Genomic DNA, 17310 nt, shown 5'->3' with positions numbered 1-17310 from the left:
TAACAGAACCCTATTCATGGTTCTTTTGTTTTATGCTATTTGTTTAAGTGTTTACTCAAAAACTCTGCTCTCTGATTAACTACTGAGTCGACTAACTAGTCTTTACTGTTATGGTATAGGTGCAATGCACCTTTTACATCGACTAAATCTTCGGCTAAATCTCCTGCTAGCTGGACAGCTTGTTCTGCAAAAGGTGGTGCAACTGCTTTACTTCCTGTGAAGTCGAAAAGCTTATGACTCCATATTTCTGAGACCATGTCATAAGCATCGTGGCGTAACAGCTTGTCAAAACATGAACAGCCTATTTGCCCTGTGGAGCATGGATGTTCCTTGACGCCACGGTATTCAGTCCGGGCTTCACGTAACAGCCTATGTTCTGTGAATTGCTTAGTTGTTGCATCAACTGCTGCTCCTGTTTCCATTATTTGCACTACAGCTCCGTTTACTTCTGCGGTCCACCGATTAGCTGCAGCTGTTAACGTAGCACCAAATGTTTCCTTGCTAGGCTGCCTTTCTCGCATGCCAGCACCCATATTAACTGGGACTACAGCTGAGAATGCCGTAAAGCGTTTTTCAGTTTTAGCAGCATCAATCACAGAAGCGCCACCAGCACAACTGCCTTAGCCAGAAATCTCCCCATTATCAAATTCAGCAAGTGTTGTTAACTAATCAAATAATGTCCGAATATCTTGTACACGCTGAAAAAACTCTGTCGTGAAGTGAGGTTCTCCCTCGCTCTCACCCATATAAGCACCATCTAAAGTCAAGACTATATATCCATATGAGGCTAATTTTTCAGCTTAAGTTTCTGGTCCTTGTTCTTTCCCAGCACCTTCTGGATACGCTCTCACAATTGCTGAGGATGATTGATGCCTATCAAAGTCCTCTGGATAGAATAAATCACCAGCCATAGTCATCGTCTAATTTTTAACAGCAACTGATTGTTTCTTAAAATCTTTTCCTTTCTCTTGTTCGTGTTCGTATATATGATTTGACTCACAATAACTAACAGTTAACAATGGTGGTTTACTTTCGTTTATAGTTACTGTTAACTAAGGACTACTAGAACTAGTAACAATTTTCACTCACCTTTCTAATTATTTTTTAGCTACCGCTAGAGAGGGCAATATCACCCGAGGCGCCCAGCAACTTTTCGTCTCTCATCCGACCCTATCAAAGCAAATGCCAGATTTGGCAAAAACGTTAAACAAACTACTCTGCATCCGTGTTAAACGTCAAAATACACTCGCCGAAGATGGGGAATTCTTTAACAGCAAGGCTACGGAAATCCTACAGCTAGTAGAACTAACAGAATCTGCTTCTAGTAAAATAGAATAGATTTTGGCTGGGGATATCTACATCGGGACTGCTGAAGTCCCCTCAATGGAAAAAATAGCTTATCTAATCTAAAGTTTTCATGTAAAACAGGCTCACGTTCGTTTTCATTTTACTAGCGGCGATGCCCTACAGATTTCCGAGGTCATCTAATCGGGTTTGGGAGATTTTGGATTGTTTTTAGATTTAGCGGTTCAATACAGTTTTGACTACTTAAAGCTTCCTTTGCATCAAGGTTTAGTCATTCTCAGACCAGAAGTCCATATACGAACCCAGCAATACAGAATTTCACCCGCTGAGGTCGCCGATTCTGCACTTATTGCCCCACAGCAATTTCAATAGAGTGTAAAGCGAATTGAACTTTTGGGTCCTTTGGCAGATAAACTTCCTGTTGTCGCCACTGATAACCTTTTATATAATGTTCTTTACCTAGCACTATCTAGTGTCGGACTCTTAACAGCTCTTGCAGGTTTGGCGGATCTAATTGAGTCCGATTTGACCCTTCGTCCACTAGAGCCTAGTTTAAATACACAACTTTCTTTGGTCTCCCATAACTACAAACCTCATTCTCCCGCTATATAATCCTTTTTAAAGCAGCTTCCTACTATCGATTGATGATTCGGCCTCATCTAAAGCACGCTAACATTTTATGAGTAAGCTTGTTTTTTTCTTTTTACTACCTTTTTTATCACATTAACTAGACTAGTATTATTTTATCGTTATTTTTTTCATTTTTGCGAGGATTTTGGGTTGACTTTTTCTCATGATAAGAGTCTAGTATCAGTCAGAGGGTAGTTGGACAACCTCAATATTCGCGTTATCATGACTCCTCTCATAATGACAGGATTATTTAAGTCGGTGATCCACCTAAATATACACTATCGTAGACTAGTATCATTTTGACAAACGAGGAATATACTTTGGCCAATTAGTATTATGGACGTGATCATTTTGGAAGTATGGACGACATTTTCATCCAACTCATGGGCATCATGGGAGGCTACATCGCCGAACGTCGAGGTTACTTGTTAAATGGGCGTGAAATCACACCTGAAGAATTTGAAGATTCGCGTAAAACAGGAAAACTTCCTGGGCTAACAGAGCAAGCCGCTCCTGCTGCAAATGCTCCTTAAGGAAACGGTATCCTTGCAAAACTAGGAACAAACCACGCTATTAAAGCACGTAAAAACGAGCTCGACCCCGCCATTGCACGTGACAAAGAAATCCATGATACTGCTGAAATCCTAGCACGTTCTACAAAGAACAACCCTGTTCTTGTCGGGGCCGCTGGGGTTAGGATGTCAGCCATCGTTGGAAGTTTAGCGCAAGCCATTGTGCTCGGTGCCGGGCCTGCTGCTCTCATAATTAAAGAAATCACCTCAATTGATATTTCTGGGCTTGGAACTGGTACACAATATCGTGTTAGCTTTAGAGCTACTATCGTAATCCTCATCAAAGTGGTATAAGGAACTGGTAACATTATCCTCTTCTTTGTTGATAGCCACCCAATTTTAAACGCTGGCTCAACGGGTAGCTAGAGCGGCTCTTAAGGCTAGGCTGATATGATGAATCCTGCCCTTTCTCGTGGTGTAGTATTTGTTATCGGTGCTACATCGCAATACGATTCGCGCAATACCTTTTTGAAAAACGTTGCGCTGGCACTTCGTTTCTACGTAGTCATAGTCATCGCTCCTTCTGCTCATGATACGTTTAACATCTTGAGGGTTATTCGTAATCGGTATGTAAAACAGGACAATGTAGTCCTTCCAGATACTGTCACGATAGCAGCAGTTGACTTCCCTGTTCAATACTTCCCACAGCGTTGCCTTCCCGATAAAGCAGTTGACTTAACCGACTTGTCCGCAGCACACTTGGCCGCTCATCACTCTGTCCCCGATGTCAAAACTATCACAGCTGATAGTATCCAACTAACAGATACGCAATACACTACAGTAGCTGATGAAGATTATGAAGCTGCGCGCAACGTTCAGACACGTATCGCAGAGCTGCAAAAACTAACAGCCAATCACAAAGACGACCTTAAAGTCAATGCAGCCGCCAATGCCGGGGCTAAATCGGTCGAACGTCTAAGTGGTGTCCCTGTCTCTCAAATGGGTGCCAGCGACATCGAACGTCTCAAAGAAATGAACGCAGGTCTTAATGGCCACGCCATCGGGCAATACGCTACGGTCGAAGCGGTCTCTCGTGCTATCCGTCGCAACCATACAAGTTGTTACGCTAGCAACCGCCCATTCGGAAGCTTCCTCTTTGTCGGACCAAGTGGTGTCAGCCTAACAGAGCTGGCTAAACTACTCACTCAAGACATGCTAGGCTCTTAAGGAACCTTCATCAGCTTAGACAAGTCTAAATTGAGCAGCCGTACTGCTGTCTCAAAAAGCATCGGTACATCCGCTGGCTATGTCAGCTCCTATGACAATAGCATCACTCTGAATGTCCGGGTACTTCGTGATCCACGCGCTCTCATCTTGCTTGTTGATAGTATTAAAGCCAGCCCTCAAATCATCACACTTCTTCTTCAAGTGGTAGATACTGGAGGTCTGAGAGAAGGTCATGGTATTCGCGTTGACTTTAAGAACGCCGCCATCATCACTACATCTAAGGCAGGCTTTGGTAACGACCGCTCGACTGGGGATGAAGATAAAGACATGAAGATTATGGACCGTACCGCTCCTTACTACAGTCCTGAGTCCTTGAACCGCTGCAACGTTGTTATTGTGTCCACACATTTGACCAAAGACGACCTTAACGACATTGTTGACCCTATGTTGAATGTAGTCATCCAAAGCACCGCTAAGAAAGGCATGGACTTAGAATTGAATGTTGCGGCTAAGGCACGCCTCATCACAGCTAGCTCCTATGAAGCGATGGGGGTCCGCCCACCGCGTGGTGCAATTTTCCATCAAAACAGTGACCTCATCGCCGATTACTTTCTCGACCACCTGTATAGCACTCCCTTGTTTGCTGTCGTTGTTGATGCCACTATCGTTACTAGCGAACGTCAAGAATTCCATGTAATTAAAGACTAATCGCGTCACACTCCCTTTCTGCTTAAACAAAAAGTGTTTTTTTCTTCTTCTACATCTGAAATATTGTTACTAGCGTCGTGAATAGTTTCACCCACTACTAGAGAGTGAGGCACTGTATATTCTTTATGGAAATTCCCATAGTAATCCCCAGGCGCCAAGATTTCCACCATTGTAATCAAGTCCAGTCCGCTGGTTCCGATTATTTGATCAGCTAGCCAGACACAGTTAGTGCGGAGAACAAAGTAGGTTGTAAAGCGAGATTCGATAAATTGATAAGTTACAGCTTAGAACCGCTCGACCATCAAACCCATATAGCTGGCTTTCTGGGTTTCCGAGGTCAACTCCCTACTGGCCGCCATGTCCTCAAGCTCTTTTAGCTTCTTCTCAAATGCTTCCTGCTGCTGCTTGGGCAAAGGCACTCAATAGCGAAAGAGGGTCTTACTATACTCCAAGCAATAGGTGATATAGTCCTTCTCATCCCGCTTAAAGAAACTACCGTGCGCTCGCGTTATAATCACTCACTCAGAATCCATATCGTATGAGCCATAAGAATAAACTCTACACTGATAACTCAAGTCCCCACGCCCTACAGAACCGAGAATCCCCTCACTCACGTGGATATAATCCTTGAGTACAGGACCGTTCTTGACTTTCTTTCTCACTTGTTATATAAGCGTGCGCGCAACTTCCTCTGGGCTACGCTCGAGGTTTAGCGGGTAGTTGACTTTCGTATAAATATCAGCTGGGATACGCATGTTAAAGACGACAATGACACCGACTCACCAGCGAGGTCTTTTGCGTTGTTTAGTCTTATCCGTCCCGAGGTAGTCCCTAGCGTCATCCAAGCCAGCAATCCTAAGGAGAATCGCGTGAATCCCTACTTAAAGCCAGGTATCTCGTACAGAACGGGTGCTCAGCATAGTTTTAATTTTCCAATAGAATGTAAGGAGACAAACAACCAGCCCTTTGAGGCTCCCCTTAGCACGGTCTTTTTGCAAGAACTAGTAGGTACACTAATTGACCAGTGCCATCATACGCTGATTGAGCCCAACGGGAAAGCTAAGCAGCTTTGCCGCCTCTCCCCTCCAGGTCTTGCCAATCGTCCCTAGGATAATGTGCGCGAACGCACTAGCGAGATTGTTCAAGCGAGCTTTAATGCCTTGCGCTTTATGCTTAAGGATGTAATCCTCAACCGCATGTAACAGTCCAAGCCAGGTCAGCACACTCCCCGGCCACCCAGTAACAGGTACAACTAACTACGTAGTAAAGAATAGTAAGCCAACGCCCAGCACGCACATGAGATTCGCGTTGACCAAATGTCCTCAATTTTGTAATCGTGTCCATATGTTCATGAACCCAATTCCTCCTCAAGTAGCGCCATCACTACCCTATAGCCCGAATAGTTCAAATGCCCTCGGTCTTTTGTATAGTCTGACTTTAATAAGCCCGCTGCTCCGACCAGCCTACTTTAAGCGTCAAAGAAATATGCACCTAGCGTCCACAAATAGAGATTAGCCTCAGCAATCTCATGAGGCAGTGCGGCTCCGGATAACTCAAACGGGCGTCTCGGTTAAAGGCTCTCAAGATAAAGCTGAGCCATGGGAAACTTTTGTCTTAAAAGCTCTTAACTACGGCTGATACGCACCTGTACATCCTCCACCGACTCACCCAACATCAAATCATTTGTCCGAATGTAATGGCCGATGCTTTTAAACTCTCAATTGGGAGTACGAGTATCGCGGTGCTCGAGTACACTACGTGTGTCAAAGCCTCAGATACCGTGATTAACTAACGGAGCTGCAATTGCTAGCTTATTGGTTGGGAGAAACTCAACCCAGGTTTCTCCTAAATTAAGTATGCTGTCAGCCGGTGCTTCGCTCCTCTGATAATCGTCTTATAAATGTCCTTGAATATCTTCTAACGTTTTCATTTCTATCTTTCTTCACGGCAAAAACAGGTCTCCCAAGACGTGCTCTTTCTATCTATCGGTGCTAAGTCTCTCTTTGGCTATACCTTTTCTTTCCCAATATTTGGCTCTCTCGCTTTTGTAACATCCCTTTGGCTAAGCTGTCGAAAGCATCTATCAAATCAGCGAATTTCATCCCCATTTTGTCCGAAAGGAGAAGATACTTAAGCCACTGCGTGAATCCTGGCATGGTATTGTTCTAATTGAGGAAGATGTGACCTCCCTCTGTCAAATTAAAGTCCCTACGTACCAAGCCAAAGCCGCCAATTGCCACGATAGCTTTGCTAGCGAAATGGCGCATTTTTTCGGCCGTTTCTGCTGACACTTCAGCTGCTCGTGCCCTAGTGATTCTACTGTCAAAGAATTTCGCCCTATAATCTTTAAAGGCAAGGTCTTTGTCCACTTCTCCTGGCATGGTGGTCTTACCGCGTGTTTTGCCAAAAATTCCAGCCTCAATCTCACGTGCCACATCCCCTTGCGCGAGGAGGCTTCGACTGTCGTACTGAAGCGCGAGTGTAATCGCTTCAAGGAGGTCGCCGCCATTTTCTGCACGTGAAATTCCAGCACTTGTTCCCATGTTGGCTGGCTTACCAACGACAATATAAGTCGATGTACCATGGACACTAGCCAATGCCTCATCAAGGCTATCGCCCTCCATATAAGTCGCGTTGGCAACCTGAGTCTCATCTATGCTCTCAAGAATGTGTTTAGTGGTACTCTTGTGCACTACACCGCTCGATGAGCGGATATTGGTGCCGCCTTAAGTCATTTTGTAATCCTCAAGATAGCCTTGTAGAGAGCCATCCTCACCCATCGGTCCATGTAGAATTAGAAAAACTACAGCTCCTTCTTCGTAAATAGCACTTGGGCAAATGGCTGTGCTTGCATCTATGGTGCAATTGGGCATCTACCTTTCGCCCTCTGCAGGCGTTTCTGTAAACTCCTGAGTCTCGATAAAGCAGCCGTCCAGAGCGATAAAGTAGGTCTTACCAGCCAACTTATCATAAATCACCGCATGCATGACTCTCTCAGGTGTCCTAACAGTTACTTCAAGCTCTGCAGAACGCCCACTATACACAATTAGTAAGGCTTCTTTAGACATAAAATGTACTATTCCTAACTCTATCGTTTTTCCTAATTATAAGACCAGAAATTGCTTGTACAATCAAAGTGACTTGTTGTTATCAGCACACTACGTCTTAAATCTTTTTAAACGCTTTTTTGTTCGATAGTAAAGACATCAGTCAAGTTTTCGGCCATGGTTGGAGGGTTAAAGACTTGGTTTTTGATGTGAGTGTATGGAATGTAGTTGTGCACCGCCTTTTTGATGCGGTTGATAATCTCTTGTACGCCCTGTCCAAAGTGGGTCGCTCCTTGGATTTCATTGGTTTCTGGGCTCACGTTGACCCTATAACTACCAGGCAGGTCATTGTTGCCGGGTGCTCCAGTCTTAGCAGGCACTCACACTTCATTGGTCTTGTAGGCAATGCCTTTTGCCACGAGTTCGGCATCTTTAGATCCGACGCTAAATAGTGCTGGCTCGCTGAAGGTTGTATTTGGCACGTTTTGACGCTTAGAGAGAAGATAGCCGCAATTTCCAGTACGACGCCCATAGACACTACGGAAATCACCTAGTGAGGTGTAAGGATAATGCAAGCCGCCATTGTCCTCTCCCCCAGCATAGACAGGAGGTACACTAGTCTCACAATAGTCCTCCACCTGAATAGCACGGCGCTCTGTGAAGGCAATGTTTGTGTTTTCAAGACCCATACCTTCGATATGAGGCACGCGTGGAGTAGCGGAGAGTAGGACGCCAACGGTATAGTCCCCATCCTCAGCACTTAGGGCAACCTGATCAGGAGTATTTCTAACAGGAGGCACTCAGGCAATTGTCTTACAAATAATGTTATCTTCTTCGAGGAAGTCTCTCGCTAACTGAGGAACGCCTAGCTCTTCACGTGTTAAAATCTTGTGCGCGGCATCATAGACTGTGACCTTTGTCCCTAGCTTGCTTTAAAGACTAGCAAACTCTAGTCCGATATTACACCCGTCTATGATACGTAGGCTAGCTGGCGGTCTGTCATGGTTTTGGATACCTGTGCTGTCAACGACATGCTAAGTCTCTCGTAGCCCTGGGATAAGTTGGACTTTGGGCCGGGGCGCGGTGTTGATGCCAATGGTTACAGCTGTACGCTGCGCAATGTCACTACCTGATGTGATTTCTACGACTTTGTTTGCGACAAAGAGTGCTTTGGCATTGTAAATATCAACACGTGCGCTTGCTACTGTACCATAGTTCTACTCACGTGAGCGGGTCGTCTCCCCATCTTTTCGCGCCTTGGTCTCAGGTAATCCGAGATTCTGCTCTGCTGCGCCAATCTTGGTCTTGGTTGGATTCGAGGCGAAATTGATACTAGTACCACTGTACATCTTGCTGTCTTGCGCAACAAGCGCAACCTTTTCGCCCAGCTGACTCATCTTGGCCGCCAAGGTTTTCCCTGCCACGCCAAAACAAACAACCAATATATCGTAGGTTCTAACCATCTTTTCCTCCACATAAGTATTTACCCACACAGTCTATCTAGTATACAAAATGTTGTGTTTTGGTTAGTTCTAATTATATCAAGTTCCAAATGACTTTGTCACAAATCTGCTACGGGCTGATTTGTGGTAGCGAAAAACCTCAAATGTTAAGTCATTTGTTGTTATAAGATTAGTCTTAGCCTTTAACGACATTAACGACATTTTCAAATATAAAGCCATAGTTGTCACTACCGGTTTGTGCTGGCGCCGAAGCAATGAAATTACCGACACCGATAACTGCACCGTCAAGTCGAAAATATGAGGACCAGCTTGGTGTTGCTACCATTTCCACAGCTACACGACGGCGGATGTTGTTTAGTTGGATTTCTTCTTTGTGAGCAGCATCTTGTGCGTCAAAGTGGTACGTTGATGGGACAGTTACCACGCGCACTTTAGCACCTTCTTCGGCTAAACCTTTGGCTGTTGTTACGGGGAAATTCTCCTCTGAACTTGACGCAAAATGGATGGTGCGAAAGTCTGCTGCCCTTTCGTAAACGACATAAGCTACTCTAGCCACCTTCTCAAAGTCTGTGCCTTCTTCGACAGTCAAGTTTTGACGCGGGAGGACTACTGCAGATGGTGTAAACGGGCTCCAGAGTACCTAGAACCCAGCTGATTGGGTTTCACGAGCGTACGGTGGGCGAAAGACATTGTTGTTTGGCATTGCACGAAGTCCCGCCAAGGGTCCAATTGGCTCATGGGTAGGTCCATCTTCTCGAAAAGCTAGAGAGTCGGGGTTAAAGACATAAGTCCCTAGTAGACCCTACAACGTTGACTAGCTCTTAGCAGCTTTCACGCAGTCAGTTAAGACATAGAATGTACCACTGTAAACACGAAGTCCCCCATATACAAAAAGTACGTTCTAACTAATTCCCATGGCAAACTCACGCACAGGAAATTGGATGTTGCGGTTAAGTGGATACGCACTGTCTTGGAGACCATCTACCTGTATATAAGTTATGTTTGAGTGGGCAAAATCAGCTGAACCACCCAGGTAGTTTGGCCTCAAGCTAGCCGCCACGTTCAAAGAGTCTCGTGATTAGAAACGAGTAGCTTGTACGTAGCCTGCTTCAAGTGGTGGGAAGTCTTCTGATTTGATTTCTACAGGGTCTTTTCCTTCAAGGATAGCAACTGCTTCTTCGGCCAATTCTGGGTAAGCTCGGTTGTAGTCTTCCACTCATTTGACCCTAGCTTCGTGAGCTGCTTCAGGACGCTGAGGAACGTTGGTCGTAAAGTCTGCCTAGACTTCTTCTGGCACTCCAAATGGTGGGTATCCCCAAGCCAGGTTTTCACGAGTCGCTCGGGCTTCTTCAGCACCCAGAGGAGCCCCGGGAGTAGCATTTGTGCCTCGGTTGTTTAGAGAACCACAACCAATCGCCGCTTTCTCTTCGATAAGAGATGGTATTCCAGTTTCTTTCGCTTCTTCTACAGATACGTTAATAGCGTCAACGTCAGTACCATCTTCTACGAAAGCAATATGCCAACCGGAAGCGTCTTTACGTTCACGTACATTTTCTGTAAAGGCTCCCTCTGTACCACTATCCAAGCAGATTTTGTTTAGATCTTTAATTCCTATGAGATTGTCTAGCTTTTGAAGACGTGCGTATGACGCCGCTTCAGGAGACACACCTTCCACGAGGTCTCCCTCTCCCCCGATGACATACGGATGGTGGCGAAAGATTTTGTAACCTTCACGGTTGTGCTTAGCGGCAAAATTACGCTGAGGTTGCGGTAATCCAGTTGCTGTTGAGATTTCTTGACCCAGAGGTCCAGTTGTTGTGTCTAGTCCAGCTGTGTGACCGAATTCTGGGTGACCTGGGGTTCTAGAACCTCACTAGCGGTAGTCCTTGATTTCTTAGATCGATACGTCTTTATAGCCTGAGAAGTGTAGAATTGCATAAAGCACCATAGATCCGGGTCCAGCTGAGCGGATGCTACGGTCCCGGTTAATCCAGTTAGGCGGTCCAGGATTGATACGCATTTGCTTAGTGAAAAGGCTGTGAACCTTAGCTGCAGCACCCATGACTACACCTGGGTGTCCAGTTTTTGATTAATCAATCGCATCTACACCCCAAAAACGAATCGCATTAACAGATAAATTAGACAAGAATTTCTCCTTTTTTTCGTTTACTTAACATCAGACCATCTTTTTGGCATCTTTCCTACTATCCGCATATCGTGCGATCTGCAGATATCAATCGTTTGGTTTTCAGGACTAGCTTGTCCCCATACACACGGCAAGTTACTTCAATCTCTTTTATAGGCTGGATTGGTCCTACTAGAGGGAGAGTTTCTGATAGAAGAGCTCTGAATTGGATGTGAGAGTCGGGTCCAAAGTCATCGTCAAAACAACGTGGGTGGTGGTATTCTATTCTGTCTTTGTCTCGTGGATAGGTGTACTTGCCACCAACTTCCCAAATGAATGGGTGGAAATCACATTGGAGACTTTCTTTTCTCATCTTCCAAAGACGTAAGATTGCATCTGTTGATGCCTTGTAGTTTGTCCAGATGTCATGGTGTACTGGGATACTGACTTTAGCACGAAGATTCTGAGGCATACGAAGAAGGTCGATTGACGTCATCTTGTCTTGGATACCAAGTGGGTTGTCCCCATAGTTGTTGATAGCCACATCAATATCAAAGTCTTTTCCGGGTCTTGGAAAGTAGTTTGCGAAGTGTGAGTCTGCACCATGGTTGATTGTTCCACTAGTAGAATCATAGACATAGTTAAAAGCCACGCGTACCATTTCTTAGTCTGTTCGAGGTAGACCCTAAAGGTTGTCGTCATTTCCTTTAGCTCCTTCGACTGTTCGTCTTACAAGACAAGGACGGCGAAAGGATTCTACAGCTGTTCCTTTCAGATCTTTTACTTCAAAGATGTCGCCTGGTTTGATGCCGATGATCCGGTCTTCTGGCACACCTCACTATTTCCCAATTTCTCCCCATTCGTATGGTCCCACTAATTTCACGTGGTCAAGTTTTGGATTGTTGCCAATCGCTGCTGCGGTGTTGATGTCAATATGGTCACTGTGGCAGTACGATACTAACTAGTAGTCTACTTCATAGATGGCAAATGGACCGACAACCATTGGTTGTGCACGGAGGTTTGGTTGCAATTTACGCACAGGAGGCATGTTTGCCTTTTGGTGTCCCCAAACTATGTCTTTTACTTCCTTCGTAACTTTTCCCCGGTTTGTCCACAAGTCCATAACAATGCTAGCGCCACCTGGGGTCTTAATCCAAACACCACAGTTACGTAGCCACTACATGGCAAAGTTGCGTTTTGGCACAACTTCTTCTTCGATTTCTTAGTTAAGCGTAGTTTTCCATCCTGGGAAAGTTACCAGAATCCACGATTCTCTTGTAATTTCTTTCACGCTAGCCATTTGCTAAATCCACCTGTAGAATTATTACTTTTTCCTTACACTATTAGTATATCTCTTGGAAGCGCAAAGCAAAAGACCCATACACACACAATGATGTGTGCATAACTAGACTCTATTATAAATCACACATCCTACAAATGTTTAGAAAAATTCCAAGCTTACTTTGAATCGCGTTATAAATCATCTCCAAAACCTTTTTCTATTTGATTGCGCAGAACGTGGCGCTGAGACTCATCCTTCACGTGGTGTCCTTAGAGCTGATCCCAATCCAGAGCGTAGTCCTCGTACGTTCGCTTACCGTTTGATTATACAAAAATTACGAGGCGAATGATGTCCTAATTGGTGAGTACAGGATTGTCCACTAGCACCTGCAGTTTCGTCTCAAGACCATCACTCGTTGCTATCACAACGTCAGCCGCCACAATATCTGGGACACTATTGTACTGCTGAGAAGTGAATAATGCCTCAATCCGTGCCTGTGGCATATAACGTTGGCATTGCCAGAGCAGAAACTTGCGGGATCCGCTTCCCTCGTCACACACTATGCTTACCTTTGGCTGACAACGATTCTGGGCACCGATCTGATTGAGCGCCCCTCCTAGATGAATGGTCAAATAGGCAATGTTATCGTCATTAAGCTGGATAAACCAAGCTTCCTCCACAATGTACGCACAAGAATTGGTCATGGCAAAAAGATTGCCGTACTTGGACTTTACTTGATCTGTCATCGGATCTAGCGAAAAACTACCATAGGTCTTGCGGTACAGCATAGCCTTACAATGCGTCAGCACTTGGTTAATCATCTCGTCCTCGGGGCGAAAGGAGAAGTCATAGCGCTTTTCCACTACGTCTTAGAAAGAATTAATCACCTCCCGCATGGCGTCAAAGTATGAAATGTCGTTGTACCTGTGCCTGACCTGACGAAAAGAAAGGAGCACCATAGCGATGATCCTGATTTCGATATCGTCATAGGCAAGGTACAACTTATCCTAAAAGCCCTGTGCCCTACGCTCGGCGATGTGATCCTCACTACGCTCTTTTGCTAGTCAAAACTCTTTTTCTATACGTTTTCTCTCATCAAGAATGTTGTCCATATTGCGGTAGCGCAGCAATATTTAAGTCAATATGTTAAACATAAACTCGCTATCTTGCGGGTCTAGCTTTTTACCGAGCTCTTTCTAAGTCTCATCTAGCACCTGCGGCAGGTAATCCAGCTTGGCTGGGCCAAAATACGTTTCGTAGTCTGTGTACGCCACGATTCTATCGTACAAGATTTTTTGAAAACTATCAGACTCCGTGGTGTAAATATTGTAGAGCGTGCGGTGTACAAACCGCATTCTAGCCAACGGGTGCGCTTCTAGGTAATTATCTCTTGCGTTTGTACCATGAATTTGGACATTATACTGCTGCCAGGACTAGCTCTCGCGTTGGCTATTGTTGTCCTTAAGCACGGTATTTCTCGATACTTCAGTCAGCTACAAGAGCTGCTCTAGCGTCCCGCGACTATCCGCTACTGCGAGGTAAGCTAGCTTTAGCAGTAGACGCTCATAGCTACTCATGACTTAGCTATAAGCATCCACCTCTTCTAGCACTTGCTTACACACTTCTTTTCGCTCCTCGTTTAGGGCAATTCCAGCCCACGGAAAACTCACTATCTTTTCCACATCACATGGTTTCGCTTCATAGATCTTATCCAAATGATAATAAATCTTTCGTCGTACCTGTGCCAACTGCTCTGAAACCGCCTTGTCCGTCTCAGGTTCATCCAGAGAAATCAAATAAGACAGCAATACAAAACTTTCCTTCTCAAGCCCAATCTTTATGGGTCCACCTGAATCTGAAATCACTTGCTGTATATTATGTTTTTGGTACAAATGTTTACAATATGACTCAGAGAATGAAAAGACTTTTCTCCTAGGTAGCGAAAGATAATCCTGGTACTAGCGCGAAAAGGGCTTATTTTTTGAAGGCTTCCCAGTCTTTCATTACGTAATCAATCCGTTGGTCAGTCAATGGGTGTGAGATTAGAATTGCAAAGACTGTACCTGGGATAGTTGCAATGTGTGCACAACGTTTTGCCACACCTTCCACGTACGGAAGTCCTCAGATACTTGCTACACTGATTTCAAGATCTTTACCGGAGAAGTCAATGACATTGCGGTAGTCCTCGATAAGAGCGGAAGCGCGTGTTCCTATGTCTTCTAGACGTCCGATAAATGGAATGATGTGAGTAGCAGGAGGCTGAACAGCTGAAAGTCCCAGAGAAAATATAAAGATAAGTGTCCCGTTTGTCTCGATACCTTCTTTTGAAAGCACGTTAACCGCCGCCAAGCCTTCTTCTGTCATTGGATTTTTGATGCTTACATTGTCTGCTCACTATGAAATGTTACGAGCTTATTCGATCACTTCTTCACGAGTACGACCAGTCACTACGGCGCTACCAAATCTATGAACGATAGTCCAACTTTCTTCGAGAAGTGAATCAAAGTCACGTCCTTCACGTACGATGATGGTAGGGTTAGTTGTTCCCCCATCTAGTTTCCCAAGTGCTTTGAAGCGCGTGATTGCATCTACATTGGCAGTACCTAAAAAGTATTTCATTTGCAATCCTTTTCACTTTTTGACAATACACTACACGACAATATCCCCATCTCGCAAAGTGGAGATAGTCTTGGTTGCAAAGAGTGTTGTTGAGCGCTTAGAAAGCCACAGCTATCTCACAACAAATTAAAGTTTTCGTGGTTGTCGCCTTTTTGACCCTAGTAAGCTTTTGGTACGTGTTTAGATATATAGTGCTTGTCCACGATGTATTTTGGAGCTGGCTGAAAACGTGGGTTGATTGGTCCAGTGCTACAGTTCACTTTCGCTACTTCTTCAAGAACAACCGCATGGTAAACAGCTCGGGGTGGGTCTTTTCCCCAAGTATATGTACCATGGTTACGCAAAACGATACCAGGAACAGCAAGTGGGTCTTAGCCACGATTTGCAAATTATTCGATGTTGTCCGTACCAGTTTCTGAATCGTGAGCAGAGTTTAGTTCGTCTGCTGTCAATGAGCGTACACATGGCACTGGTCCATAGAAGTAGTCTGCGGGTGTTGTTCCGGAGAATGGCATGTCCCGACCTGATTGGGCCCTACGAAAAGCTTCTGTTGAGTGTGTGTGCACGATACCACCGATTTCGGGCCCTGCTCTGCAAAGCGCAACATGGGTTGGATTGTCCGATGATGGGTTGAGGTCGCCTTCGACGAAATTTCCGTCATGGTACGTTACCACTATGTTTTCCGGTGTGAGATTGTCGTAGTCTACACCTGATGGTATGACAACGATAAGCCCTGATTCGCGGTCATCCTCTGCGACGTTTCCCCAAGTGAATTTTACAAACCCGGGTCCAGGATATAATTTATTGGCATCACAGACACGTTGGCGCCTTTCTGCAAATGATTTTGCCATTTCTATCGTAAACCCGTTTTCTCAATCAATGGGTAAAAATTATCTGGTGTTTTCTTGATTTCTGCACGTGTTACCGCAACCGTTTCAGAATTTTCAAGCCACAAATCAAGGAGGCATGGTACGTTGTAGTTTGTCTCTTTCATTCCATCAAAGCTGGCTTCCCAGTCGACAAAGCCACCGCCAAATGGCACAACACGGAACCGCCCTTGTTTGGTTACAGTACCAGCATAGGTGCCTCGTACGTGTAGAGCTGCGATAGGGCGGTGTCCTTTGTAAAACCCGCTACCATTGTCCTTGCCCCAAGCTGAGACATTTCCTGTACCTGGGTAGACAAATAGATCTGGTGAGTCGATTTCTGAATCAACTACCTAGAATTTCTCAAGAGAGTTCATGAATGGGTCACACATGATTTCTCTAGAAAGAATTATCTGGGCTTCTTCGGCCCTAGTGCAGGCTTCACGTGAGTTTTTGATGCTACACGCACGTGTTACAATATATTTTTCCTCGTAATAAACATCTTTTCCAGCCAACTGGACATTGCTAACACCAATGTCCAGAGCATAGACACTACATTTTTTCATCATGTCCATGGCGCGTACTTCTTTTTCAGGGTCGTTTGCGCCCTTTGGGCTACACCGGTGTCCACTAACGGTAATGGTTGGCACACGGACTCCCGTCTCAAAAACCGCCTTCACGAACCCCTAGCTTTCTTCCTTAAGCCACTCAAGGCGTACCTAGCTCTCGTCTGACTCGTCATTATACAACTCAAGTTAGTCAAAACCTAGTCCTTTGGCAAAATTCTAGCTCTCTAACCACGTGTAGTGCTTAGGCTCTGCCGAATCATAAATTCCGTTTGGGCGTACCTTAGCTGACCCCCTAATACGTTTGATTTCGTCTTCAAATTCACGAGCTGCTGCTGCTGGACCTTCTGCTTCTGTAATTCCACGACCTGCGATTACGTTAAAGACATCTACACCTTCCATTAGAATCAATGTGTCTACAGACAACCCACCTGTTCCAACTGCACGGAAGCCCAAATCAATCAATTTCGTAACCTTGCTCTGGTCTCTTTCTCCCCAAGTTTCAGGAGGTAGAATTGCGTCACGTGTTTGGTGGTAAATAGCTTGTACGATACCAGCGACAAGTCATTGTTGTGTTTGTTCGTATGTCCACTCACCGGAGAGTTCGACTTGGATTTCTCCTTTGTCGCCCCGGGCTTCTTGGATAGCCTAAAGGGCTGTTTTCATGGTTGGGATAGTAGCAGAGCAACTGCATGTCATCCAGTCAGCACAACGCAAAGCTCTGTTTCTAGCGAGTGTACCACTAGCGTACGGTCATTTAGTATCTGCTACGATAACCTTGCGTGGGAAAAGGCTACGAAGCACTTCAACGAGTTCGCTACCTACTTGGAGGAGACAAAGTGTACCTGATTCGATAACATCAACTTCATGTCCGCCAGAAACGGCTGTTTTGATAGCTCCTTACTGGTCTGAGTAGGCTAGTGCAACCTGCAAATTTAGGATTTGTTTTGTCCTTTCTAA

Annotated in this window: 9 protein-coding genes and 8 pseudogenes; 2 read left to right on the top strand and 15 right to left on the bottom strand. The window is 45.1% G+C overall.

Going from position 1 to position 17310, the window contains the following annotated elements:
• Positions 1 to 95 precede the first annotated feature (95 nt).
• Positions 96 to 596 (bottom strand): hypothetical protein, encoded by a 501-nt coding sequence (locus G5B60_RS03315; protein WP_164682658.1) that lies wholly within the window; start codon positions 594 to 596, stop codon positions 96 to 98.
• Positions 597 to 1077: 481 nt separating this feature from the next.
• Between G5B60_RS03315 and G5B60_RS11750 the strand changes: the two genes are divergently transcribed.
• Complete coding sequence (locus tag G5B60_RS11750; protein WP_164684136.1) at positions 1078 to 1338, top strand: LysR family transcriptional regulator; 261 nt, start codon at positions 1078 to 1080, stop codon at positions 1336 to 1338.
• A 956-nt stretch (positions 1339 to 2294) separates the two neighbouring features.
• Positions 2295 to 4382 (top strand): annotated as a pseudogene (locus G5B60_RS03305) (AAA family ATPase).
• Between the two features lie 1013 nt (positions 4383 to 5395).
• Here G5B60_RS03305 and G5B60_RS03300 read toward each other — a convergent pair.
• From G5B60_RS03300 to G5B60_RS03240, 14 genes and pseudogenes are all read right to left on the bottom strand, one after another.
• Positions 5396 to 5605 (bottom strand): hypothetical protein, encoded by a 210-nt coding sequence (locus G5B60_RS03300; protein WP_164682656.1) that lies wholly within the window; start codon positions 5603 to 5605, stop codon positions 5396 to 5398.
• 768 nt (positions 5606 to 6373) lie between these two features.
• A pseudogene (locus G5B60_RS03295) lies at positions 6374 to 7450 on the bottom strand (D-alanine--D-alanine ligase).
• Between the two features lie 107 nt (positions 7451 to 7557).
• Positions 7558 to 7809, bottom strand: coding sequence for a hypothetical protein (locus tag G5B60_RS11670; protein WP_346773325.1), 252 nt, complete (start codon positions 7807 to 7809; stop codon positions 7558 to 7560).
• Entirely contained in the window at positions 7810 to 8229 is a 420-nt protein-coding gene (locus G5B60_RS11665; protein WP_346773324.1) for a hypothetical protein, read from the bottom strand.
• Positions 8230 to 8646: 417 nt separating this feature from the next.
• Positions 8647 to 8892, bottom strand: coding sequence for a hypothetical protein (locus tag G5B60_RS11660; protein ID WP_346773323.1), 246 nt, complete (start codon positions 8890 to 8892; stop codon positions 8647 to 8649).
• Between the two features lie 175 nt (positions 8893 to 9067).
• A pseudogene (locus G5B60_RS03285) lies at positions 9068 to 11038 on the bottom strand (transketolase-like TK C-terminal-containing protein).
• Between the two features lie 190 nt (positions 11039 to 11228).
• A pseudogene (gene ulaG / locus G5B60_RS03280) lies at positions 11229 to 12317 on the bottom strand (L-ascorbate 6-phosphate lactonase); the annotation flags it as partial.
• A 335-nt stretch (positions 12318 to 12652) separates the two neighbouring features.
• A complete protein-coding gene (locus tag G5B60_RS03275; RefSeq protein WP_164682654.1) occupies positions 12653 to 13162 on the bottom strand; it encodes a PRD domain-containing protein in 510 nt (169 codons plus the stop codon).
• A 333-nt stretch (positions 13163 to 13495) separates the two neighbouring features.
• Positions 13496 to 13663, bottom strand: a complete 168-nt coding sequence (locus G5B60_RS03270) for a hypothetical protein (RefSeq protein ID WP_164682652.1) — start codon at positions 13661 to 13663, stop codon at positions 13496 to 13498.
• Between the two features lie 216 nt (positions 13664 to 13879).
• Positions 13880 to 14164, bottom strand: coding sequence for a hypothetical protein (locus G5B60_RS03265; protein ID WP_164682650.1), 285 nt, complete (start codon positions 14162 to 14164; stop codon positions 13880 to 13882).
• 109 nt (positions 14165 to 14273) lie between these two features.
• A pseudogene (locus G5B60_RS03260) lies at positions 14274 to 14918 on the bottom strand (transaldolase family protein).
• A 158-nt stretch (positions 14919 to 15076) separates the two neighbouring features.
• Positions 15077 to 15769 (bottom strand): annotated as a pseudogene (locus tag G5B60_RS03255) (class II aldolase/adducin family protein).
• A gap of 2 nt (positions 15770 to 15771) precedes the next feature.
• A pseudogene (locus G5B60_RS11275) lies at positions 15772 to 16650 on the bottom strand (L-ribulose-5-phosphate 3-epimerase).
• Positions 16642 to 17244, bottom strand: a pseudogene (locus tag G5B60_RS03240) (orotidine 5'-phosphate decarboxylase / HUMPS family protein); the annotation flags it as partial. The pseudogenes G5B60_RS11275 and G5B60_RS03240, both read right to left, overlap by 9 nt.
• Between the last annotated feature and the right edge of the window lie 66 nt (positions 17245 to 17310).

It is taken from the genome of Streptococcus hyointestinalis (genome assembly GCF_011039275.1).
GTDB lineage: Bacteria > Bacillota > Bacilli > Lactobacillales > Streptococcaceae > Streptococcus > Streptococcus hyointestinalis_A.
This window is presented reverse-complemented; position numbering and strand designations above follow the sequence as displayed.

What these genes read in the sequence shown, in the direction of transcription:
- G5B60_RS11660 (WP_346773323.1), bottom strand. Translation starts at nt 8,892, where the DNA reads ATGGTTAGAACCTACGATATATTGGTTGTTTGTTTTGGCGTGGCAGGG.